The organism is Falsiroseomonas oryzae (assembly GCF_027856955.1).
GTDB lineage: Bacteria > Pseudomonadota > Alphaproteobacteria > Acetobacterales > Acetobacteraceae > Falsiroseomonas > Falsiroseomonas oryzae.
Window position 1 is genome coordinate 1 of the sequence record NZ_JAPSMD010000054.1, and the last position, 21056, is coordinate 21056.

The following is a 21056-nucleotide window of genomic DNA, read 5'->3' on the forward strand; positions in this document are numbered from 1 at the left end:
CGGCCGATCGCGCGGCGGCCGCCGCCGGCGCGGCGCGTGCCCTGGCGCCGGGCGGGCTGCTGGCGCTGGAATGCTTCACCCCCGCGCAGCAGGGGCGCCGCAGCGGCGGGCCGAAGCTGCCGGAACTGCTGTGGTCGCGCGCGATCGTCGAGGAGCTGTTCGGCACGCTGGAGGTGCTGGAACTGCTGGAGGGCACCGTCAGCCTGGACGAGGGCCCCCGCCACCAGGGGCCTGCCGAGGTGGTGCGGGCGCTGCTGCGCAAGCGCGCCTGACTCAGCGCGCCCGCGCAGCAATGAAGCCGCCGCCCGCCACCATCAGCGTCGCCGCGGCCACGCGCCACGTCATCTCGCCTTCGCCGGCCGCGATCAGCAGCAGCGTGGAGGCGACCGGCACCGCATAGGCCAGCGTGCCGAGCAGCCGCGGATCGCCCCGCTTCATGCCGACATCCCACAGGAAGAACGCCGCTCCGACCGGGCCGAGGCCCAGCCCCAGCACCGCCAACCACTGCCGCGAATCCGGCGTCGCCGTGGTCTCGAAGGCCAGGTGCAGCGCCGCGGCCAGGGCCGCCGTGGCCAGGCAGAAGCCCGCCACCGCCTCGGTCGGCACGCGCGCCAGGCGCGGCGTGCCCGCCGTGACGGAATAGACCGACCACACCACCGCGCAGCCCAGCGCCGCCAGGAAGCCCGGCACCGCCTCCGGCGGGAAGGACGCCCCCGGCCCGACGATCAGCGCGCAGCCGGCGAAGCCGAGCCCGACGCCGGCCAGCCGCGCCGGCCCCAGCCGCAGCCCGCGGATCGGCGCCGCCAGCAGCACGATCAGCAGCGGCCAGAGATAGTTGATCAGGTTGACCTCCACCGCCGGGGCGAGCGCGAAGGCCAGGAAATAGAGCGCGTGGTAGCCGAACAGCCCCCCCACGCCATGCGCCCAGGCCAGCGGTGGCTGCGCCAGGGCCCGCGCGCCGCCGCGCGCCAGCACGACCACCAGCCCCACCGTCCCGCCCAGCGCAAAGCCCATCGCCGTCAACTGCAGCGGCGGGATCCCCGCCGCCAGCCGCGAGAGCAGCGCGAGGAACGCCCAGAGCAGCAACGCGCCGCAGCCGGCGAGGGTGGCGGGTGACATGGCGACGGCCTGCATAGCGGCGGGCGCGCCGGCCGCGAACCCGCGCGCGCCGGCCCGCGTTGGCGCTTGCATGAAGGGCACCCCGCGCAGCCTGTTCCTCTCCGCCGCCAACCGCGCCGCCGGCGTCTGGATGGGGCACGCCGCGAATGCGGTGCGGCAGGCGCAGTCGGCGTGGATCAGCGCCGCGACGAAGGCGGCCGCGCCGAAGCGTCGGCCGCGAAAGCCGTCGAAGCCCAAGGGCTGACCTGCGTCGAGCCCCGCCCGCCTCACGCCGCGGCCGCGCGCCGCGCCCCTCAGCCGGGCAGCGGCTTGTAGGGCAGGGGCCGCAGTAGCGTGGCGTAGAGCGTCATCTCCCGCCAGACATCGCCGGTGACGTAGGGATCCTCGGACCAGAAGCGCCGCGCGGCCTCGTCCGTGGCATGCCGTGTCACGGCGACGGAGCCGGTCATGTGCGTGCCAGAGGCGTCCAGGATGGCGCCGCCGAACAGCAGCGTGCCATCCGCCGCCATCGGGCGCACCCGCGCCATGTGCGCCGGCCGCGCCGCCAGGCGCCGCGCCTCGGCGCCGGCATCCGTTCCGTCCCGCGCGATGACGATGGTGTGGCTGCGCGGTCCAGGCATGGCGCTGCCCGGTGTCGGCCAGGGAGCATAGGGCAGGGGGGCGATGCGGAAGGGATGGGTCTCCACCTTCCGCCACACGCCCTGCCGCATGAAGGGCTCCTGTTCGAGATAGGCGTCGCGTCCCGACCGGTCCGGCACGTCGAGCACCATCAGCGAGCCGAGGCTGTGGCCCTGCGGGTCATGCAGCGGCAGGCCGAGGGCGAGGCGCCCGGCCTCGGCCTCCGCGGTGATCCACGCGACATGCGCGTCGCGAGCCGCCACGCGCCGCGCGGGGGCTTCCGGATCGGTACCGTCGAAGGCGAGGATGAGCCAGGCCATTGCGACGCCTCCCGGAATACCGCCCAGGGCCGCGAACGCGGCCCCGCGCGCAGACCATCAGCCGGTCCCGGCGCGCCAGCGCGCCGGCGCGTGAGGCTCAATACATGTGCTGCCCGCCGTTGATGGACAGCGTGGAGCCGGTGATGAACTCGGCATCGTCGGCCGTGAGGAACACCACGCCGCGCGCGATGTCCTCCGCCTTGCCCAGGCGGCCGATCGGGATCCGGGCGACGATCTTCTCCAGCACGTCGGCGGGCACGGCGCGGACCATCTCGGTGTCCACGTAGCCCGGCGCGACGGCGTTCACGGTGATCTTGTTGCGCGCGCCTTCCTGGGCCAGAGCCTTGGTGAAGCCGTGGATGCCGGACTTGGCCGCGGCGTAGTTCACCTGACCAAGCTGGCCGGCCTGGCCGTTGACGCTGCCGATGTTGACGATGCGGCCGAACTTGCGCGCGTTCATCCCGTCCCACACGGCCTTGCACATGTTGTAGCAGGAGCCGAGGTTGGTATCGATGACGTCGTCCCACATCTGGCGGGTCAGCTTGCGCATCATCGCATCGCGGGTGATGCCGGCATTGTTCACCAGCACCTCGATCGGACCCACCTCCGCCTCGATCTTGGCCACCGCGGCCAGGCAGGCGTCGAAGTCGCCGACGTCGAACTTGTAGCAGGGGATGCCCGTCCGCTCGGTGAAGGCCTGCGCCGCGGCGTCGTTGCCGGCGTAGCTGGCGACGACCTTGCGGCCCGCTGCCTGCAACGCCTCGCTGATCGCCGCGCCGATGCCGCGTTGACCGCCGGTGACCAGTGCCACTCGTGCCATGTCGGTGTTTCCCCTTTCCGAGCCTTGCCGGTGCGACGCGATCCTCGCGCCCCCTTCCATCATCCTCGCAAGGCTCGGGCGGAAGGGCAAACACCGGCTTCGGCGCCGCGATGTGGGGGCTTGATTTGGATCAAGGTGTCGTGAGGCGAGCCGCCATAGTCTTGAAACCGTCCGAAGGCGCCGAGGCGCCGGACGGACGTTCCTGGACGTTTCCTCCCTCAACTCCACCCCGGCGGTCTTCCGCCGGGGTCTTTTTTCGAGCCGGGCCGATGTCTGGTCCGAGAATTCGCGCCTGCAATCCGTGGTTGAAATCCGCCACGAGAGATTGCGTCTTCACGTCGGCGTGAATGGTATGCGATGCGTGTCGCCGTCGCGCCGAACGTGGCGCCGGGGAGCCACGACGCATGGAAATTGTGATGGATTTGAAGACGGACGCCAAGGCCACGGACCGGTCGGCCCTGCTGATGATGCTGGCCTATGTCGAGGCCGAGTGCCTCCGCCTTGGCGCGGACGCGGCTGCCCGCCACGCCGCCATGGCCGCCGCGCTGGTGCCGGGTGGCGAAGGCGAATCCTCGCTGAGCCCTGGCGCAGCCCTGCACTGAATGCAAGTCGGCGCGATGCGCGCCACGGCGCCTGGGCAGGGGTGAGTCAGCCCCGCCGCAGCAGGAACAGCCCCTGCTCGCCGAACAGGTTGGCGAGCCAGGGGGACCGCTTCCAGGGGCTGCGCAGCCCCTTGTCATCCACCGCCAGCCACCGCTCCACCACGTAGCCGTCCTGGGCGCACAGCGCGAAGAAGTCGCGGATGGTGCAGGGGTGGATGTTCGGCGTCTCGTACCAGGGCCGGTCCCAGGTCTCGTTGTCCGGCATGCGGCCCGAAGTCAGCAGCTTCCAGCGCAGCTGCCAGTGCCCGAAATTCGGGAAGGAGACGATGGCGAAGCGGCCGATGCGCAGCATCTGCCGCAGCACCTCGCGCGGCTTCTCAACCGCCTGCAGCGTGCGGGACAGCACCACGTAGTCGAAGGCGCCGTCCGGGTAGAAGGCCAGGTCCGCGTCGGCATCGCCGTGGATCACCGGCAGCCCGGCCGCCACGGCTTCCGTCGCCTCCGCCATGTCGATCTCGATGCCGCGGGCATCGGCGCCCTTCTCGCGGATCAGGTGCTCGATCAGCGCGCCGTCGCCGCAGCCGATGTCGAGCACGCGCGCGCCGGGCGCGACCATCTCCGCGATCAGGCGCAGGTCGAGCCGCATGTTCTTCGCGACGAAGCGGATCTCCTGCGGCGCGTCCGGCATCACACGCCGACCTTCGCCGCCGCGCCGCGCAGGAAGCCGCCCAGCGCGCGGTGGAACACCGGCTCGTCCAGCAGGAAGGCGTCGTGACCCTTGTCGGTCGCGATCTCCACGAAGGAGACATTGGCCGCCGCGGCGTTCAGCGCGCGCACCAGGGCGCGGCTCTCCTCCGTTGGGAACAGCCAGTCGGAACTGAAGGAGGCGACGAGGAAGCGCGTGGACGTGCCGCGGAAGGCCGCCGCCACCTCCCCTCCATGCTCGGCGGCCAGATCGAAGTAGTCCATGGCGCGGGTGATCGTCAGGTAGCTGTTCGCGTCGAAGCGCTGGACGAAGGTGCTGCCCTGGTAGCGCAGGTAGCTCTCCACCTCGAACACGTCTTCCAGGAAGGTGAGCGCGCTGGCGCCGCGCAGCCGCCGGCCGAACTTCCGGCCCAGCGCCTGCTCCGACAGGTAGGTGATGTGCGCGACCATCCGCGCGACCGAGAGGCCCTTGGCGGGGATCCGCCCATCCTCCCAGTAGCGGCCGCCCTGCCAGTCCGGGTCGCCGTGGATCGCGGCGCGGCCGACCTCGTGGAAGGCGATGTTCTGCGCGGAATGGTAGCTGGCGGTCGCGATGGGCGCCGCGGCGACCACCATGTCCGGGTACGTCGCGGCCCATTCCAGCACCTGCATGCCGCCCATGCTGCCGCCGACCACCGCCAGCAGCCGCGCGATGCCGAGGTGCTCCACCAGGCGCTTCTGCGCGCGCACCATGTCGCGGATGGTGACGGAGGGGAAATCCGTGCCCCAGGGCCGGCCGAGACCCCGTCCGTCGCCGTCCGTCATCTCCTCCGGCGGTCCGGAGCTTCCCATGCAGCCGCCCAGCACATTGGCGCAGATGACGAAGTAGCGCTCCGTATCGATCGGCTTGCCGGGCCCGACCACCGCTTCCCACCAGCCGGACTTGCCGGTCAGCGGGTGCGGCTCCGCCACGTACTGGTCGCCGGTCAGCGCGTGGCAGACCAGCACCGCGTTGCTGCGCGCCGCATTCAGCCTGCCATAGGTCCGGTAGGCCACGGCCAGGGGCGCCACCACGGCCCCGCAATCCAGCGCCAGCCCGTCCTCGAACAGGACGCGCTGGTGGTCCAACTGCCGGAAGGGGGCGAGGGCCTCGGTCATGCCTGGCGTTCGTAGCTTGGGCGCGAAGCAATAGGCGCGACGCCTGCCCGGGGCAACCGGCGGGTGTCGCGGCCCCGCTTCACAACCCTGCCTTGGCGAAGGGGGCCGCCGGTTCTATGGAACCACAGGGGGACCGGACGCACATGCCCGAAACAGCCGACCTCGTCACCGACCAGTCCGAGCCGGGCGCCGACCTCGCCGCGCTGCGCGCCGAGATCGACAGCCTGGACGACCAGTTGCACGACCTGCTGATGCGGCGCGTGGACGTCGTCGCGCGCCTCGCCGCCAGCCGCACCAAGGGCAACGGCCCGGCGATCCGCCCGGGGCGGGAGGCCGTGATCCTGCGCCGCCTGCTCGGCCGCCATGCCGGCCCGCTGCCGCGCGCCGCCCTGGTGCGGCTGTGGCGGGAATTGCTGGCCGCCACCACGAACCTCCAGGCGCCGCTGACCGTGGCGGCCTGGCTGCCGGAGGCCGGGGTCGAGGTGCTGCGCGGCCATCTCGGCCTGTCGGCGCCAGTGACGCGTTGCGCCGACGACGTCGCCGCGCTCGCCGCCTTCGAGGCCGGCAAGGTCGGCCTGGTCGCGCTGCCCGCCGGCGGGCGATGGTGGCGCACGCATTATCCCTCGCGCCTCTTCGTCACGGCGCGCCTGCCATTCCTGGGCGGCGAGCCGACCGTGTTCCTCCTCTCGCCCACCCCGCCCGATCCGTCCGGCGACGACCTCAGCCTGCTCCGCTGCCCGGAACGCGCCCTGGCCGGCCTGCCCGGGGAGGGGCTGCCGCCCCGCCCGTTGCTGCGCGAGGGCGAGCTCTGCCTTGTCGAGGTGCCGGGCATCGTCACCGCCGGCGATGTGCGGCTGGCGGCGATGGGCGCCACGGTCCTCGGCTCCTACGCCACGCCTGCCGCCTGACGCCCCGTTCGACTTCCGCCAGGACCCGTACCGCCATGTCCGTGATGCCGCGCCCCTCCATCCTCTCGGTCGAGCCCTATGTCGGCGGGGAGTCGAAGGTCCCGGGCGTGAACCGGGTGATCAAGCTCTCCTCCAACGAGGGCGCCTTCGGCCCGCCGCCCGGTGCGATCGAGGCCATCGCCCGCAGCGCGGCGGAGGCGCATCGCTACCCCGATGGCGGCGCCACGGCGCTGCGCGAGGCGATCGGCGGGCGCTTCGGCCTGGACCCCGCACGCATCGTCTGCGGCAACGGCTCCGACGAGCTGCTCGCCATGCTGATCCTCGCCTATGGCGGGGAGGGCACTGAGCTCATCATGTCGGCGCATGGCTTCATGATGTACGACCTGACCGGCCGCTGGGCCGGCTGCCGCGTGATCAAGGTGCCGGAGAGGAACCTGACCGCCGACGTGGACGGCCTGCTGGCCGCCGTCGGCCCGCGCACGCGGCTGATGTTCCTGGCCAACCCGAACAACCCCACCGGCTCCATCCTGCCGCAGTCCGAGGTGGAACGCCTGCGCCGCGAGCTGCGCGACGACGTGCTGCTGGTGCTGGACAGCGCCTATGCCGAATACGTCACGCGGCCGGACTACGACCCGGGCGTGAAGCTGGTGGACGCCACCAGCAACACGGTGATGTGCCGCACCTTCTCGAAGATCTTCGGGCTGGGCGGCATGCGGCTGGGCTGGTGCTACGCGCCGCCCGCCATCGTGGACGTGCTGGGCCGCGTGCGCGGGCCCTTCAACGTGAACGCCGCGGTGATGGCCGCCGGCATCGCCGCGCTCGCCGAGCCCGGCTGGGTCGAGAAGTCGGTCGCGCACAACACGGAATGGCGCGCCAAGGTCAGCGCGGCGCTCACCGCGGCCGGCCTCAAGGTCTGGCCCAGCGAAGGCAACTTCGTTCTGGTGGATTTCCGCGACGCGGCGCGCGCCAAGGCCGCCGACGCGCATCTGCGCGCCCGCGGGCTGATCGTGCGCGCCATGGGCGGCTACGGCCTCGGCCAGACGCTGCGCGTGACGATCGGCACCGCCGAGGAGTGCACCCTGGTGATCGAGGCGCTGACCGCGTTCGCGCGTGGCCAGTGACATCCCGCCCTTCAGCGGCCCGCCCGGACCGCTCTTCGACCGGCTCTGCCTGCTCGGCATCGGGCTGATCGGCTCCTCCATCGCGCGCATCGCCAGGGCGCGCGGCGACATCGCGCGCACCGTGGTGGCGCATGCGCGCAGCGCGGCCACGCTGGACCGCGTGCGGGAGCTCGGCATCGCCGACGTTGTGGAGGCCGATCCCGCGAAGGCGGTGCAGGGCGCGGATTGCGTGATCTTCTGCGTCCCCGTCGGCGCCTATGCGTCGCTGATGGCGACCGTCGCGCCGCATCTGAAGCCGGGCGCGATCGTCAGCGATGTCGGCTCCACCAAGGGCAGCGTGGTGCGCGACCTGCTGCCGCTGATGCCGAAAGGCACGCATCTGGTGCCGGCGCATCCGATGGCCGGCACCGAGCATTCCGGCCCCGATGCCGGCTTCGCCGAGCTGTTCGAGGGGCGCTACTGCATCCTGACGCCGCTGCCGGCTACCGACCCCGCCGCTGTGGAGAAGGTGGCCGAGCTCTGGCGCCGCTGCGGCAGCATGATCGAGACGCTGGACCCGGCGACGCACGACAAGATCGTCGCCATCGTTTCCCACCTGCCGCACCTGATCGCCTTCACCATCTGCTCCACTGCCGACGACCTGGCGGAGGAGACGAAGGAGGCGGTGCTGAAATTCGCCGCCTCCGGCTTCCGCGACTTCACCCGCATCGCGGCGAGCGACCCGACCATGTGGCGCGACGTGTTCCTCAACAACCGCGAGGCGCTGCTGGAGATGCTCGGCCGATTCAGCGAGGACGCGCATGCGCTGGGCCGCGCGGTGCGCTGGGGCCAGGCGGACTACATCGAGGACCGAATCCGGCGCGGGCGGAAGATCCGGCACGACCTGATCGAGCGGCACCAGGCGTAGGCAGCGCGGCATCCGTTGCCAATCGCTGTCGCGCGGCATCATTCCGATCTCGTGCCGGATGCGCCCGGCGGCGCGCGGGCGCGTGCCGAGCGCGCGTGAGCCGAAGCCTCGTCCCCGAGACGGAACGGCCCCTTCTGCCGATGGCTACGCGCTAGGCTCGCATTGCGACCGCACGAACGGCGGAACGCAGCGATGGAGGCGTGTGATGGCGAATGCAGACATGCGGCGCCGCGAGGTCCTCGTCCATGGCGCAGCCGCAACCGCGGCGGGACTGGCTTCGCTGGGCTCGGCCTTGCCGGCCTGGGCCTTCCCGAACCGCCAGGGCGAGGAGGTCGTCCCCTGGGTAGACCCGCCTCCGCCGGTTGCCGCGCCCCAGGTGGTGCCGCGCCAACTGGATTGGGAGCGCCTGGACTCCTGGATCACGCCGAACGACCGCTTCTTCGTCGTTGCCCATTACGGCATTCCGGAGATCGACCCGGCCACCTTCCGGTTGCGGGTCGACGGCCTGGTGGAACGGCCGCTCAGCCTCACGCTTGACCAGATCAGGGCGCGGCCACGGCGGGAGGTCGCCTTCACGGTGGAGTGCTCGGGCAATCACGGCATTCCCTGGCTCACCGGCGCCATCGGCAACGCCCGTTGGGCCGGCACGCCGCTGGCGCCGCTGCTGCGCGAGGCCGGGCTTCGCCGGGACGGCATCGAGGTGGTCTTCTACGGCGCCGATAGCGGGGAGGAGCAGATCCGCGACGTGAAGGTGCGCGCGCCGTTTGCGCGCAGCATGTCGGTGGCCGATGCCACCGCGGCCAACGTGCTGCTGTGCTGGGAGATGAACGGCGCCGCGCTTCCGCGCGAGAACGGCTTCCCGTTGCGGCTGGTCGCCCCCGGCTGGTACGGGGTCACCAACGTCAAGTGGCTCGACCGCATCGAGGTACGGGACACGCGCTTCGCGGGCCGCTTCATGGCCCGGGACTACGTGACCGTGCGCGAGGAAGAGATCGGCGGCCGGAGGCTTGCGGTGGAGACCTTGGTCGGCCGCACGCTGCTGAAGTCGGCGCCCGCCAGGGTCACCCGGGTTGGCGGCCGCTATCGTGTCGTCGGCGCAGCCTGGGGCCGCCCTGTCGCGCGGGTGGATGTGCGGATCGACGATGGCCCCTGGGTGCCGGCAACGCTCGACCGCGCCGAGGAAGCCGAGTTCGGATGGAAGATCTGGTCGCTGGACTGGGACAACCCTGCGCCGGGCGAGCATGCGGTCACATCGCGCGCGGTCGATGCCGCGGGACGGATTCAGCCGACGATGGACGACCCCTGGATCACCAGCAAGCGCACCTACTGGGAGAGCAACGGGCAGGTCACGCGGCGGATCCGCATTGCCTGAGCCGGCACGCGGCAGCGCACCGGAGAGGCTCGGGCGGCGGGAGCACCGCCGCCCGTCTGAGTAGCGCGCAAACCCGCCGCGATGTCAGACGCGCGGCTCCACCGGCGTCGCCGGCACCCCGGCGGCCTCGATTGCCGCTCCGGCCTCCAGCAGCAGGTCCTCGCGATACCGCCCGGCCAGCAGCTGCACGCCGACCGGCACACGGCCGACCAGCCCGGTCGTCACCGTCAGCCCCGGCAGCCCCATCAGCGGCAGGCCCACCTGGGTCAGCTGCGCTTCCATCACGCGGCGGAACACCGCGGGGCCCTCCACATCCAGCTGGTCCGCGAAGGGCAGCTCTGCCGAGACGGGGCACAGCGCCACGGGCCAGGTCTCGAAGAAGGTCATCCACTGCCGCACGAACCCGACACGCTTCTGCAGCGCGTCCATGAAGCCGAACAGGTCCGGCGCCGGGCAAAGTTCCTCCATCTGCGCATAGACGAAGGTCGCGTCGGGATCGTCTTCCGCGACGATCGCCTTGTTCAGCCCGCGCCGCGTCTCGGCCAGCCAGAGCAGCGCCTGCAGCTGCGCCGGCTCGCGCAGCGGCGGCAGCGGCACCTCCTCCACCGCCCAGCCGGCGGCCTCCAGGCGCTTCGCGGCGTCGCGCAGCGCCGCCTCCACCTCCGGTACGGTCGGCAGGCCCTCCGGCTTCACGCAGAGTGCGGCGCGCTTGGGCGCCGGCGGGCCCTGCATCGGCATGTCCACCCACCAGGGCTCGCGCACGTCGCGCGCCGCCATCGCGGCGAAGGCGAGCTTCACGTCGGCGATAGTGCGCGCTAGCGGACCCGAGACCGCCATGATCTGCCCGCCGATATGCCGGTCCGGGGAGGTGAAGTTCACCGCGGGGATGCGCCCGAGCGTCGGGCGCAACCCGTGGATGCCGCAGGCATAGGCTGGATAGCGGATGGAGCCCCCGATATCCGTGCCATGCCCGACGGCCCCGATCCCCGCCGCCGTCGCCGCCGCCGCGCCGCCCGAGGAGCCGCCCGGCGTGATGCCGGGATCCCAGGGGTTCCTGGTGTGGCCGTGCAGCCCGTTGCGGCAGAACCAGCGCAGCGAGAAGGCCGGCGTGTTGGTGCGGCCGAGGATCACGGCGCCGGCGTTCCGCAGGTTGGCGACCACCGGGTTGTCCTCGGCGGCGATGACGTCCTTCTGGATCTTCAGCCCGTTCGTGGTGGCGAAGCCCTTCTGGTCCACGTTCACCTTGATGGTCACGGGCACGCCGGCCATCGGGCCGGGGTCCTCGCCGCGCGCGATGGCGGCGTCCACGCGCGCGGCCTCGGCCAGCGTCTCCTCCGGCCGGTGGTCCACCACCGCGTTGATCGCGGGGTTGGCCGCGTCCAGCCGCGCCAGCGCGTCGCGCGCCACCTCCGTCGCGCTCGCCTTGCGTGCGCGCACCAGGGCAGCGACCTCGGTCGCGGGCAGACGCCAGAATGCGGTCATCGTCGGGCTCCAGGCTGCGGCGGTCCGATCACCGGAGGGCCGGCAGGCCCGCAGGTCTGAATCGGCCCGCCCGACATGAACCGCGTCATGCTCCGCGCCAGCCCGCCCGACGTCAACGCCGCCCGAATTGCGGATCCCGCTTCTCCAGGAAGGCCGCCTTGCCTTCGGCGTGGTCGGCGCTGAGGAAGCACGCCGTCTGGAAGCCGCGCTCCTCCTCCAGCGCGCGATCCAGCCCCTCGGCCAGGATCTGCTTGGTCAGCGCGATCGGCAGCGACGCCTGCGCGGCCAGGAACTTCGCGAGCTCCGTCGCCTTGGCCAGCGCGGCACCCTTCGGCACCACATGGTCCACCAGGCCGATCCGCTCCGCCTCCTTGGCATCGGCCTGCGTGCCGTAGAGGAAGAACTGCCGCGCGCGCCCTGCGCCGATGCGTGCCGGCAGGGTGAAGGGCAGGCCGAGATCGGCCATCAGCCCGACCTTGCCGAAGCCCGCCATGAACTTCGCATCCTCGGCCGCCACGATGGTGTCGCAGGCGCAGGCGATGGAGAGCCCCGCACCAACGCACCAGCCCTCCACCGCCGCAACGATGGGGACGCGTCCGGCGACCATCAGGCGGATGATGCGATGCGTGCGCCGCATCCTCTCGCGCCCCGTCTCGCTGTCCGTCACGTTCATGCCGGAGATGTCGCCGCCCGAGCAGAACACGCCGCCCGCGCCGGTCAGCACGATCGAGCGGACATCCGCATCGCCCTGTGCCGCCTCCAGGATGCGGTGCAGCTCCTCGCGCAGCGGCATCGCCAGGGCGTTGCGCCGCGCCGGGTAGTCCAGCGTCAGCGTCAGCACGCCGCCGTCGCGCGCCTCGACGACGCGCATCTCAGCCATCGACGTGGAGCTTCGCGGCGGTCTTCGCCTGCACCTCGGCCAGCGAGAGGCCCGGCGCGATTTCCTTCACGACGAAGCCGCGCCCGGGCACCACCTCCACCACCGCCAGGTTGGTGTAGACGCGCTGCACCGCGCCCATGGCGGTCAGCGGATAGCCGCAGCGCTCCACGAGCTTCGGCGTGCCGTCCTTCGTGGTGTGGTCCATCACCACCCAGAGCCGCTTCGCGCCCGCCGCGAGGTCCATCGCGCCACCCACGGCCGGCGCGCTGTCGTTCTCGCTGGTCGCCCAGTTCGCGATGTCGCCGTTCGCCGCCACCTCGAAGGCGCCGAGCACGCAGAGGTCGATATGGCCGCCCCGGATCATCCCGAAGCTGTCGGCATGGTGGAAGAAGCTGCCGCCCGGCCGCAGCGTGACCGGCTGCTTGCCGGCATTCACCAGCCAGGCATTGACCTTGTCCTTCTCCGGCGCGGGGCCCATGCCGAGGATGCCGTTCTCCGAGTGCAGGATCACCTCGCGCTCCGCCGGCACATGATCGGCGACCATGGTCGGGATGCCGATGCCGAGGTTGACGAACCAGCCTTCCGGGATGTCCTGCGCGACGCGCGCGGCCATCTGGGTGCGGTTCCAGCTCATGTCGATCCCTCCCTCAGGCCTGGCGTCCGATGACCGCAGGGCCGAGAGGCCCGGAGGTCTGAATCGGCCGCCTCAAATCCAGGGCGCGCCGCGCTGCACGCGGACCACGCGGTTCACGAAGATGCCGGGCGTGTGGACGTGGTCCGGCGCGATCTCGCCCAGCTCGCGGACATGGTGCACCTGCGCCACCGTCAGATCGGCCGCCATCGCCATCACCGGGTTGAAGTTCCGCCCGCTCTCCCGGTAGGTCAGGTTGCCCCAGCGATCGCCTTCCCAGGCCTCCACCAGCGCGACGTCGCCTTTCAGCGCCAGTTCCATGACATGCGGGCGGCCGTTGAACTCGCGCGTCTCCTTGCCCTGCGCCAGCTTCGTGCCCGCGCCGGTCGGCGTGTAGAAGGCGGGAATGCCGGCGCCGGCCGCGCGCATCCGTTCCGCCAGCGTGCCCTGCGGCACGATCTCCAGCTCCAGCTTCCCGGCGCGGTAGAGCTCCTCGAACACGGTGGATCCGGCCGAGCGCGGGAAGGAGCAGATGATCTTCCGGACGCGCCCGGCTTCCATCAGCTTCGCCAGGCCGACCTTGCCCGCGCCCGCATTGTTGGCGACGACCACCAGGTCCTTCGCGCCCTGCTCGATGAGGCCCTCGATCAGTTCGTCCGGCTGTCCGACGGCGCCGAAGCCACCCATCAGCACGGTGGCGCCGTCCTGCACGCCGGCCAGCGCCTCGGCGATGGACTGGACGATCTTGTTGATCATGCGCGCCTGCCTCCGCCTCCCGCCGCGGTCCGGAAACCGCGGCGGAGGTAGCCGGTCGGGCGCCGGTCGTCCAGGCCGCGCCATGGCTTCGCCTGGCGCCCGGCCAGGCTGGTGGCTGACCTAGACGAGGATGAAGTCGGCCCCCGTCAGCGGCCCGCCTACCAGCGTCACCCCGATGAGCAGGTCGGTGGCATGGAAGGCGCCGGCGACACCGTCGTTGACGTAGACATACGTCCCCGCCGCGGTGCCGGCGGCCACGTTCACCTGCCACGCCTGCAGCGCCGCGCCGCTCGCGGTCACGGAAGCTGCACCGCCAAGCGCGGTGTTGATGCCGGACATCACCGGCGCGAAGAGGCTGGCGCCGACGCCGAGATTGGCGAAGGCCACGCCCACCACGCCGTTGAAGTTGATGCCGACCGGATTGACGCCCGCGAAGAGCCGCCCCGGCGCGCCGGCCAGCGCGATGTCGTCCAGCCCGACCTGCATGTCGGTGATCCGGTCGATCGTCGCGCGGTAGCTGTCCGTCACCTTGTCGAAGTGGAACCGGTCGGCATCCGCGCCGCCGCTGAGCGTATCGCCCTCGCTGCCGCCGAACAGCGTGTCGAGGCCCACCCCGCCGATCAGCGAATCGCTGCCGACATTGCCGACCAGGGAGTCGGCCCCCCCATCGCCATCCAGCACGTCGTCGCCCGTGCTGCCGTCCAGCGTGTTCGCGCCGGTGTTGCCGAGGATGGTGTTGTTGAAGGCGTTGCCCGTACCGTTCAGGTTGGCCGCGCCCATCAGCTGCAGCACCTCGACCTCGGCGCTGGCGCCGAGCGTGTAGGCGACATAGGCCTGGACCGTGTCCGCGCCCTCGCCGACGGCTTCGGCGATCGCGTCGAAGCGGATGTTCACGACGAACAGGTCGTTGCCGGCGCCGCCATCCATCAGGTCGTTACCGGTGCCGCCGTCCAGCGTGTCGTTGCCGACCCAGCCCAGGAGCGTGTCGTTGCCCGGATTGCCGGAGATTGAATCGTCGCCCTCCGCGCCGTGCAGGGAATTGGCGCCGGTGCTTCCAATCAAGGTGTCCGCGCCGAAGCTGCCGAGGGCGTTCTCGATGCTGATGAAGCGGTCGAGCGAGCCGCCGCCCGGCGTGCCGTCCCCGTCCAGCGCGGTGCCGCTCTGCAGGTTCACGAGGACGCCGTTGTGCAGCGAGGCGGCGACGTCGGACCAGGGGCTGTAGTAGCTGACCCAGTCATTCCCGGTGACGCTGCCGACCATGCTGTCCGCGCCGGCCGCACCGAAGAACCAGGTCCCGTCCGCGTCGCCGACGAACGTGTCGGCGAAGCGGCCGCCGGTGAGGAACTCGAAGCTGCCGGCCAGGCTGTCGGTGCCCCCATCGCCATCCTGCGCCGCGCCCGCCGGCAGATCGACGCGCACGCCGGCGGCGGCCGTGCCGTAGTTCAGGAAGTCGAAGCCGGCGCCGCCGGTCAGCGTGTCATCCCCGCCGCGGCCCCGCATCCAGCTGCCGCCGGCCGCGGCCGTGATCACGTCGGCGCTGTTGGTGCCGTCCACGTTGATCACGTTCACCAGCGTGTCGAGGTAGCCGAGCCCGTCCTCGATGGTGTCACCCAGGTCGAGCCGCGCGACGATGCCGGCCGGCTCGTCGCTGTAGCTGGCCACGACGCCATCGCCGGTGTCGATCGCGCGGATCGTGTCGTTGCCCTGCCGGCCGCGCAGGAAGGAGCGGTCCGTGCTGAAGAACTCGACGCCGGCGACAACGAAGGCAGGGTTGCGCTCCAGGCCGATCAGCAGGTCGTTCACGCTGGTGCCGGTGGCGCTCTCGATGCTGGTCAGCGTGTCGATGTCGCCCCACCCGTCGCGGGCGCGGCGCGCACCGACCGCGACATTCGTCTCCGAACCGAAGCCCGGAATGGTGACCGCCTGGTCGGAGAGATTGACGATGGCACCGTAAAAGTCGCCGTTGAGGTCGGTGTCGTTGCGGTGATCTGCGATGTCGTTGCCGAGCCGCCCGTCGATCACGTCGGCGCCGCGGCTGCCGCGAAGAGAATTGGTCGCGTCGTCCGCGCCGATCAGCGTGTCGGCCGCATCGGTGCCACGCAGGTTCTCGATGCCGACCAGCGTGTCGAAGGCGCCGCCGGTGTCACGTGCCGTGCCGCCGGCCACGCCGTCGATCGCGTCGGCGGAGAGGTTGGCCAGCACGCCGGTGACGGTGCTGTCGCCCAGCCAATCCGCGAGGTCGGAGCCGTCGCCGCCTTCCAGCCGGTCGGCGCCGCCACGCCCGCGCAGCAGGTTGTTGTCCGTGTCGCCGATCAGCGTGTCGGCGTTGTCGCTGCCGGTCAGGTTCTCGATGAAGCTGTTGCCGGCGCTGGCCAGCAGCAGCACGTCCGTTCCGCCCCACCCGTCATCGACCAGGCCCGTCATCAGGTTGGCCACGACGCTGCCGGTGCCGGGCAGGTCGTATCGCGCGGTATCGGTTCCGCCGCCGCCGCCGATCGTGTCGTTGCCCTTGCCGCCGGCGAAGGTCTCGTCCTGGTCCCAGCCCAGCAGCCGGTCGGCGTTGTCCGTTCCGACGAAGCTCTCCAGCGCGCCGGAGACGTTGTCGCTGCCGAGCAGGGTGCCGGTGACCGCATCGCGCTTGGCGACGCGGAACCAGCCGCTGGCCAGGGTGACGACGACACGGGCACTCTCGCCGAGCGCCGAGTAGTCGATCAGGTCGAAGCCCTCGCCGCCGTCGATCGTGTCGTTGCCCGTCGAGCCACGGAACGTGTCGGCGCTGCCGCCGCCCAGCAGGCGGTCGTTGCCGGTCCCGCCGTCGAGGGTGTCCGACCCGTCGCCGCCATCGATCGAGTCGTTGCCGTCGTTGCCCAGCAGGCTGTCATTGCCGAAGTCACCCGACATGGCGTCGTTGCCGTCGCCGCCCGACAGCGTCTCCGCGTTGCCGCCGCCATAGATCGTGTCGTTGCCGAGGTTGCCGTCCACGACGTTGGCGCCGGTGCCCGCCTCGATGTAGTCGTTGCCCTCGCCACCGCTGATGCTGTCCGCGCCGAAGCCCGCGAAGATGTTGTCGTTCCCGATGCCGCCGCTGATGGTGTTGTTGCCATTCCCGGCGAAGATGTTGTCGTTGCCGTTCTCGCCGGAGAGGCTGTCCGCGCCGCCGCCCGCGAAGATGTCGTCCACGCCGTCGCCGCCGGAGACGGTGTTGTTGCCCTCGCCCGCCTCGATCCGGTCGTTGTCGGCCCCGCCCGAGAGGCTGTCGCTGCCGAAGCCGGCGGAGATGGTGTCGAACCCGTTCCCGCCCACCACCGTGTTGGCGCCGTCGCCCGCATCGACGCGGTCGTTGCCGTCGCCGGCGTCGATGCTGTCCGCACCGAACCACGCCGACAGGGTGTCGTTGCCGGTGCCGCCGGACAGCGTGTTGTTGCCGCCGCCCGCCTCGATCGAGTCGTTGCCGATGCCGCCGTCCATCAGGTCGTTGTTGCCGCCCGAGAACAGCAGGTCGTTACCGGCATCGCCGGCCATCGTGTTGTTGCCGCCGGTCGCCGTGATGTAGTCGTTGCCGTCGCCGCCGATCACGCTGTTGCCGCCCAGGATGCTCGTCGCGAGGTCGAAGTTCCCGCTGCCGGCATGGATGGTGTCATTGCCCTCGCCGCCGTCGATGGTGTCGTCCTGCCATTCCGCGACGATCGAATCGTCGCCCAGGCCGCCGGTGATGAGGTTGTAGCCACTGCCGCCGTAGATCCGGTCGCTGTCGTTGCCGCCGTCGATGGTGTCGTTCTCGAAGCCGCCAGTCAGGTTGTCGCCGCCGTCGCCGCCCGAGATGCTGTTGTTGCCGCTGCCGCCGTCGATCGTGTCCCAGTCCGCGCCGCCGACGAGCGTGTCGTTCCCGCTGCCGCCGTCGAGCAGGTCGGCTCCCCCCCCGCCATCGATGCTGTCGGCGCCCTGCCCGCCGAACAGGCGGTCGAAGCCGCTCAGGCCCAGTATGGTGTCGTCGTCGTTGCCGCCGTCGATGTTGTCCCCGGCGCCGTTGCCGGTGAGCCTGTCGTTGCCGGCGCCGCCGGAGATCGTCGAGACCGGATCGGACCCGATATTGAAGGCCGCGATCGTGTCGGCGCCGTCGTCGCCGCTGAGATAGGCGTTGAAGCCGGGCGCGCCGGCGATGCTGTCGTTGCCGGCGCCGCCAAAGTAGAAGTTCGGTGCGAAATTCGTCAGCACGGAGGTGCCAGCGATGGTGTCGTCGCCGTCCCCGGCGAAGACCACGTCGGTGTCGGCATCCGACAGCGCGAGTGGCGCTACCCCTCCGGCCAGGGTGCTGGCGATGAGGTCGTTGCCGCTTGTGCCGAAGATGTTCGCCATGGCTGCTTCCCCCGTGCGCCCGGTCCCGGGCTCGCGAGGATGTTACGCAGCGGTTACTTATTTAGAAGCACCCCCATTACGTCTGAACAATTTTTCATGCGTTTCTGGCAAGATGGGCGTGCGGTGGCGCGCTGCGGGATGGGGCGGGCCGCAGATTCCTTACGTCGGATCAGGGGCCTGTTCCGCGCTCAGCAAGAGCGGCGTCAGGCATGCGCCCGGAACGCCCCGTTCCCCACCACCACGACATCCCGCTCCACCACCCTCGCCCGGAACGCCGCGCCGCCCTTGTCCGGCCAGATCTCCGTCCGGATCGTCTCCCCCGGGAAGACCGGCGCGGAGAAGCGGCATTCCATCTGCCCGAAGCGTGCCGGATCGTTGCCGCAGACCGCCCGCAGCAGCGCGCGCCCCACCACGCCGAAGGTCGCCAGCCCATGCAGGATCGGCCGCGGGAATCCCGCCTTCGCCGCCACGCCGGGGTCGCTGTGCAGCGGGTTGTGGTCGCCGTTCAGGCGATACAGCAGCGCCATCTCCGGCCGCGTCGGCAGGTCCACAACGATCGCCGGCGCGCCCTCCGGCTCCGGCGCCGGCTTCTTCACCGGCCCGCTCGGTCCGCCGAAGCCGCCGTCGCCGCGCAGGAAGGTGGTCTGCTCCAGCGTCGCGAGCTTCGCGCCGGTCGCGGCGTCCAGGATCACCCGCTCGGAATAGAGCAGCGCGCCTTTGCCCTCGCCGCGATCGACCAGGCCGGTCACGCGCGACCGCCCGATCACCTCGCCGTCCACCGGCAGGGGCGCGTGCAACTCCACGCTCTGCTCGCCATGCACCAGCCGCACAGCATCCACGCCGGTCCTCGGGTCGCGCAGCCAGAAGCCCGGATAGCCGAGCACCACGGCCATGGTCGGCAGCGCGCGCATCGCGGCGCCCTCCGTCACGAAGGGCAGCTCCGCCGCGTCCATCGGGTCCTGCCCGCAGCCCAGGCTCAGCGCGTACAGCGCCGCATCCTGCCAGCGCAGGCGCTGGCGGATCTCCGGGATCGGGAAGTTCAGCAGGGTCTCGGGGACGATCGGCATCGTTCTAGTCCAGCTCCACCACGGCATCCGCCGCCACGGCGCCCTGACCGGTGGGCAGCACCAGCAGCGGGTTCACCTCCGCCGAGCGCAGCCGAGGCCCCGCCGCCACAGCGAAGCGCGACAGCGCCGCCAGCGCGGCCGCCAGCGCCGGCACATCCGCCTTCGGCCGGCCGCGCGCGCCGTCCAGCAGCGGGAAGCCGCGCAGGCTGCGGATCATCTCCACGGCCCGGCCTTCGTCCACCGGGCATCGCGCGAAGGCGACGTCGCGGAACACCTCCACGAACACGCCGCCGAGCCCGACCATCGCCACGGGCCCGAAGACCGGGTCGCGCACCGTGCCGATCACCATCTCCACGCCGCCCGTCGCCTGCTTCGCCACCAGCACGCCCTCGATCCGCGCGGCCGGCGCGTGGCGCGCGGCGCGGTCCAGCAGCGTCGTGAAGCCGGCGCGCACAGCCTGCTCGTCGCGCAGGTCCAGCAATACGCCGCCGATCTCGCTTTTGTGCAGGATGTCGGGCGAGAGGATCTTCGCCACCACCGGGAAGCCGATCCGCCGCGCCGCCGCCACGGCGTCCTCCGCGGTCGCGCAGACGTCCTCCGGCAGCATCGGCACGCCCGCCGTCGCCAGCAGCCGCTTCGCCTCCGCCTCGTTCGGCGAAGCGTCGGGCAGCGTCACCTCGGGCGGGGCGGCATCCGCCGTCGGCGCGCGGGCGAACGCCTCGCCGAAGCGTCCCATCGCCGCCAGCGCGACGACCGCGCGGGACGGATCCTCCATCACCAGGAAGCCATCGGCCTCCCATTCCTTCACGCGCTCCGGCGGCGCCAGGATGGACAGCACGAAGATCCGGTCGGGGTGCCGCTCCAGCACGCCCTTCAGCTCCGCCCGCAGCCGCGGCGCGATGGACGGGCTGGCGCCCCACTGCGTGAAGAAGGCGATCAGGCTGGCATAGCCGCCATCCGCCGCCATGCTCTCGGCGAACTGCCCGACCACCGCCATGTCGTTGAAGGCCTGCGCCGTGCAGTCCACCGGGTTGCGCGGCGAGGAGAAGGGCACGAGCGCCTTCAGCCTGGCCTGCGCATCCTCCGGCATTTCAGGCATCGGCAGGCCGGCGGCCTCCGCCGCATCGGCGATCAGCACGCCCGCCCCGCCGGAGATCGTCACCACCCCGAGCGTGTTCCCTACGGGGTAGATGCGCTTCTGCGCGACGTAGCAGATGTCGAGCAGCTCCTCGGTGGTGCGCGCCCGATGCACGCCGCACTCCGCCAGCACCGCATCCATCACCCGGTCGTCGCCGGCGATGGAGGCGGTGTGCGACTGCGCTGCGGCTTCGCCCACCGCGCTGCGGCCGACCTTCATCATCACCACGGGCTTGCGCGCGCGCCGCGCCGCCTCCAGCGCCTGCACGAAGCGGGCGCCGTCGCGGATGCCCTCGGCATAGGCGGCGATCACCTCCACCTCGTCGCGCGCCGCCATCCATTCGATGATGTCGGCCAGGTGCAGGTCGGCCTCGTTGCCCGTCGTCACCAGCACCGGCGTGCCGATGCCGCGGTCGCGCGCCGCGGCGAAGAGGTGGCTGCCATAGGCGCCGGACTGGCTGGCGATGCCGACCACGCCGGGCAGCGGCCAGCCATTCTCGAAGCTGGCCGAGAAGATCGGGAAGTAGCCCAGCGGCGCGTTGAACAGGCCGAGGCAGTTCGGCCCCACCAGGCGCATCCCGTGCCGCGTCGCCGCCGCCACCAGCCGCTCCTGCAGCGCGGCGCCCTCCGGCCCAACCTCCGCGAAGCCTGCGGTGAAGACGATGCCGGCGCGGCAGCCACGCGCGCCCAGCGCCTCCACCGCGGCGATCGCGCCCTCGCCGGGGATGGCGATGATGGCGGCGTCCGGCGCCTGCGGCAGGCTCGCCACGTCGGGGAAGGCGGGCAGCCCCTGGACGGTCGGGCGGTTCGGGTTCACCGGCAGGATGGCGCCCGCGAAGCCGCGCGCCTTCAGATAGGCCAGCGGCCGCCCGCCGATCCGCGTCGGATCGTCCGAGGCGCCGACGATGGCGATGGCACGCGGCCGCAGCAGCGCGTCCAGCGGATGGGTGGGCGTGTCATCCATGCCGGCGAGAGGGGCAGAGCGCCGCGCGCCGCGCAAGCCCCCATGGGCTCGGCTGTCAGATCGGCCGCGCCGGCACGCCGCCCACGCGCGCGCCCTGCGGCACGTCCTCCGCCACCGCGGCCCCCGGCGCCACCACCGCGTCGGCGCCGACGGA

The 21056-nt window shown here is 71.7% G+C and carries 18 protein-coding genes and 1 pseudogene; 7 read left to right on the forward strand and 12 right to left on the reverse strand.

What is annotated here, in order from left to right; genetic code table 11:
- Window positions 1–272, forward strand: a pseudogene (locus tag OZN99_RS08205) (class I SAM-dependent methyltransferase); the annotation flags it as partial.
- Between the two features lies 1 nt (window position 273).
- Here OZN99_RS08205 and yddG read toward each other — a convergent pair.
- Window positions 274–1119 (reverse strand): aromatic amino acid exporter YddG, encoded by an 846-nt coding sequence (gene yddG / locus OZN99_RS08210; RefSeq protein ID WP_270934719.1) that lies wholly within the window; start codon window positions 1117–1119, stop codon window positions 274–276.
- Between the two features lie 70 nt (window positions 1120–1189).
- On the opposite strand from yddG, the gene OZN99_RS08215 reads away from it, so the two are divergent.
- The gene (locus OZN99_RS08215) at window positions 1190–1363 is read left to right on the forward strand and encodes a hypothetical protein (RefSeq protein WP_270934720.1); all 174 of its coding nucleotides are present in this window, start codon (window positions 1190–1192) and stop codon (window positions 1361–1363) included.
- A 49-nt stretch (window positions 1364–1412) separates the two neighbouring features.
- On the opposite strand, the gene OZN99_RS08220 is transcribed toward OZN99_RS08215, so the two are convergent.
- Together OZN99_RS08220 and phbB are read right to left on the reverse strand one after the other, a co-directional pair.
- Window positions 1413–2057 (reverse strand): YciI family protein, encoded by a 645-nt coding sequence (locus tag OZN99_RS08220; protein ID WP_270934721.1) that lies wholly within the window; start codon window positions 2055–2057, stop codon window positions 1413–1415.
- Between the two features lie 97 nt (window positions 2058–2154).
- Window positions 2155–2877, reverse strand: a complete 723-nt coding sequence (gene phbB / locus OZN99_RS08225; protein ID WP_270934722.1) for an acetoacetyl-CoA reductase — start codon at window positions 2875–2877, stop codon at window positions 2155–2157.
- 416 nt (window positions 2878–3293) lie between these two features.
- Here phbB and OZN99_RS08230 point away from each other — a divergent pair, with 416 nt between their 5' ends.
- Window positions 3294–3479 (forward strand): hypothetical protein, encoded by a 186-nt coding sequence (locus OZN99_RS08230; RefSeq protein ID WP_270934723.1) that lies wholly within the window; start codon window positions 3294–3296, stop codon window positions 3477–3479.
- A gap of 46 nt (window positions 3480–3525) precedes the next feature.
- On the opposite strand, the gene metW is transcribed toward OZN99_RS08230, so the two are convergent.
- Both metW and metX read right to left on the reverse strand, forming a co-directional pair.
- Entirely contained in the window at window positions 3526–4125 is a 600-nt protein-coding gene (gene metW, locus OZN99_RS08235; protein WP_270934736.1) for a methionine biosynthesis protein MetW, read from the reverse strand.
- A 41-nt stretch (window positions 4126–4166) separates the two neighbouring features.
- Window positions 4167–5321, reverse strand: a complete 1155-nt coding sequence (metX, locus tag OZN99_RS08240; protein ID WP_270934724.1) for a homoserine O-acetyltransferase MetX — start codon at window positions 5319–5321, stop codon at window positions 4167–4169.
- Between the two features lie 143 nt (window positions 5322–5464).
- Between metX and OZN99_RS08245 the strand changes: the two genes are divergently transcribed.
- The 4 genes from OZN99_RS08245 to OZN99_RS08260 all read left to right on the forward strand — a co-directional run bounded on the left by OZN99_RS08245 (window position 5465) and on the right by OZN99_RS08260 (window position 9629).
- Complete coding sequence (locus OZN99_RS08245) at window positions 5465–6229, forward strand: chorismate mutase (RefSeq protein ID WP_270934725.1); 765 nt, start codon at window positions 5465–5467, stop codon at window positions 6227–6229.
- A gap of 35 nt (window positions 6230–6264) precedes the next feature.
- Entirely contained in the window at window positions 6265–7350 is a 1086-nt protein-coding gene (gene hisC / locus OZN99_RS08250; RefSeq protein WP_270934726.1) for a histidinol-phosphate transaminase, read from the forward strand.
- Entirely contained in the window at window positions 7340–8257 is a 918-nt protein-coding gene (locus OZN99_RS08255) for a prephenate/arogenate dehydrogenase family protein (protein ID WP_270934727.1), read from the forward strand. The genes hisC and OZN99_RS08255 overlap by 11 nt, the downstream gene beginning before the upstream one ends.
- Before the next feature lie 205 nt (window positions 8258–8462).
- The gene (locus tag OZN99_RS08260) at window positions 8463–9629 is read left to right on the forward strand and encodes a sulfite oxidase (protein ID WP_270934728.1); all 1167 of its coding nucleotides are present in this window, start codon (window positions 8463–8465) and stop codon (window positions 9627–9629) included.
- An 84-nt stretch (window positions 9630–9713) separates the two neighbouring features.
- Here OZN99_RS08260 and OZN99_RS08265 read toward each other — a convergent pair whose 3' ends face one another.
- From OZN99_RS08265 to OZN99_RS08295, 7 genes are all read right to left on the reverse strand, one after another.
- The gene (locus OZN99_RS08265; protein ID WP_270934729.1) at window positions 9714–11111 is read right to left on the reverse strand and encodes an amidase family protein; all 1398 of its coding nucleotides are present in this window, start codon (window positions 11109–11111) and stop codon (window positions 9714–9716) included.
- A gap of 112 nt (window positions 11112–11223) precedes the next feature.
- A complete protein-coding gene (locus tag OZN99_RS08270) occupies window positions 11224–11991 on the reverse strand; it encodes an enoyl-CoA hydratase/isomerase family protein (RefSeq protein WP_270934730.1) in 768 nt (255 codons plus the stop codon).
- On the reverse strand, window positions 11984–12625 hold the full coding sequence (locus OZN99_RS08275) for a 3-oxoacid CoA-transferase subunit B (protein WP_270934731.1): 642 nt from the start codon (window positions 12623–12625) through the stop codon (window positions 11984–11986). Before OZN99_RS08275 ends, OZN99_RS08270 begins: the two co-directional genes overlap by 8 nt.
- A gap of 72 nt (window positions 12626–12697) precedes the next feature.
- On the reverse strand, window positions 12698–13378 hold the full coding sequence (locus OZN99_RS08280) for a 3-oxoacid CoA-transferase subunit A (protein ID WP_270934732.1): 681 nt from the start codon (window positions 13376–13378) through the stop codon (window positions 12698–12700).
- Between the two features lie 120 nt (window positions 13379–13498).
- Window positions 13499–17734 (reverse strand): beta strand repeat-containing protein, encoded by a 4236-nt coding sequence (locus tag OZN99_RS08285; RefSeq protein ID WP_270934733.1) that lies wholly within the window; start codon window positions 17732–17734, stop codon window positions 13499–13501.
- A 203-nt stretch (window positions 17735–17937) separates the two neighbouring features.
- Complete coding sequence (locus OZN99_RS08290) at window positions 17938–18801, reverse strand: MaoC/PaaZ C-terminal domain-containing protein (protein WP_270934734.1); 864 nt, start codon at window positions 18799–18801, stop codon at window positions 17938–17940.
- Window positions 18802–18805: 4 nt separating this feature from the next.
- On the reverse strand, window positions 18806–20902 hold the full coding sequence (locus OZN99_RS08295; protein ID WP_270934735.1) for an acetate--CoA ligase family protein: 2097 nt from the start codon (window positions 20900–20902) through the stop codon (window positions 18806–18808).
- Between the last annotated feature and the right edge of the window lie 154 nt (window positions 20903–21056).

What these genes read in the sequence shown, in the direction of transcription:
- OZN99_RS08265 (WP_270934729.1), bottom strand. Translation starts at nt 11,111, where the DNA reads ATGACCGCATTCTGGCGTCTGCCCGCGACCGAGGTCGCTGCCCTGGTG.
- OZN99_RS08220 (WP_270934721.1), bottom strand. Translation starts at nt 2,057, where the DNA reads ATGGCCTGGCTCATCCTCGCCTTCGACGGTACCGATCCGGAAGCCCCC.
- OZN99_RS08290 (WP_270934734.1), bottom strand. Translation starts at nt 18,801, where the DNA reads ATGCCGATCGTCCCCGAGACCCTGCTGAACTTCCCGATCCCGGAGATC.
- OZN99_RS08275 (WP_270934731.1), bottom strand. Translation starts at nt 12,625, where the DNA reads ATGAGCTGGAACCGCACCCAGATGGCCGCGCGCGTCGCGCAGGACATC.
- metW (WP_270934736.1), bottom strand. Translation starts at nt 4,125, where the DNA reads ATGCGGCTCGACCTGCGCCTGATCGCGGAGATGGTCGCGCCCGGCGCG.
- OZN99_RS08245 (WP_270934725.1), top strand. Translation starts at nt 5,465, where the DNA reads ATGCCCGAAACAGCCGACCTCGTCACCGACCAGTCCGAGCCGGGCGCC.
- metX (WP_270934724.1), bottom strand. Translation starts at nt 5,321, where the DNA reads ATGACCGAGGCCCTCGCCCCCTTCCGGCAGTTGGACCACCAGCGCGTC.
- OZN99_RS08260 (WP_270934728.1), top strand. Translation starts at nt 8,463, where the DNA reads ATGGCGAATGCAGACATGCGGCGCCGCGAGGTCCTCGTCCATGGCGCA.
- phbB (WP_270934722.1), bottom strand. Translation starts at nt 2,877, where the DNA reads ATGGCACGAGTGGCACTGGTCACCGGCGGTCAACGCGGCATCGGCGCG.
- hisC (WP_270934726.1), top strand. Translation starts at nt 6,265, where the DNA reads ATGTCCGTGATGCCGCGCCCCTCCATCCTCTCGGTCGAGCCCTATGTC.
- OZN99_RS08215 (WP_270934720.1), top strand. Translation starts at nt 1,190, where the DNA reads ATGAAGGGCACCCCGCGCAGCCTGTTCCTCTCCGCCGCCAACCGCGCC.
- OZN99_RS08295 (WP_270934735.1), bottom strand. Translation starts at nt 20,902, where the DNA reads ATGGATGACACGCCCACCCATCCGCTGGACGCGCTGCTGCGGCCGCGT.
- OZN99_RS08230 (WP_270934723.1), top strand. Translation starts at nt 3,294, where the DNA reads ATGGATTTGAAGACGGACGCCAAGGCCACGGACCGGTCGGCCCTGCTG.
- yddG (WP_270934719.1), bottom strand. Translation starts at nt 1,119, where the DNA reads ATGTCACCCGCCACCCTCGCCGGCTGCGGCGCGTTGCTGCTCTGGGCG.
- OZN99_RS08280 (WP_270934732.1), bottom strand. Translation starts at nt 13,378, where the DNA reads ATGATCAACAAGATCGTCCAGTCCATCGCCGAGGCGCTGGCCGGCGTG.
- OZN99_RS08270 (WP_270934730.1), bottom strand. Translation starts at nt 11,991, where the DNA reads ATGGCTGAGATGCGCGTCGTCGAGGCGCGCGACGGCGGCGTGCTGACG.
- OZN99_RS08285 (WP_270934733.1), bottom strand. Translation starts at nt 17,734, where the DNA reads ATGGCGAACATCTTCGGCACAAGCGGCAACGACCTCATCGCCAGCACC.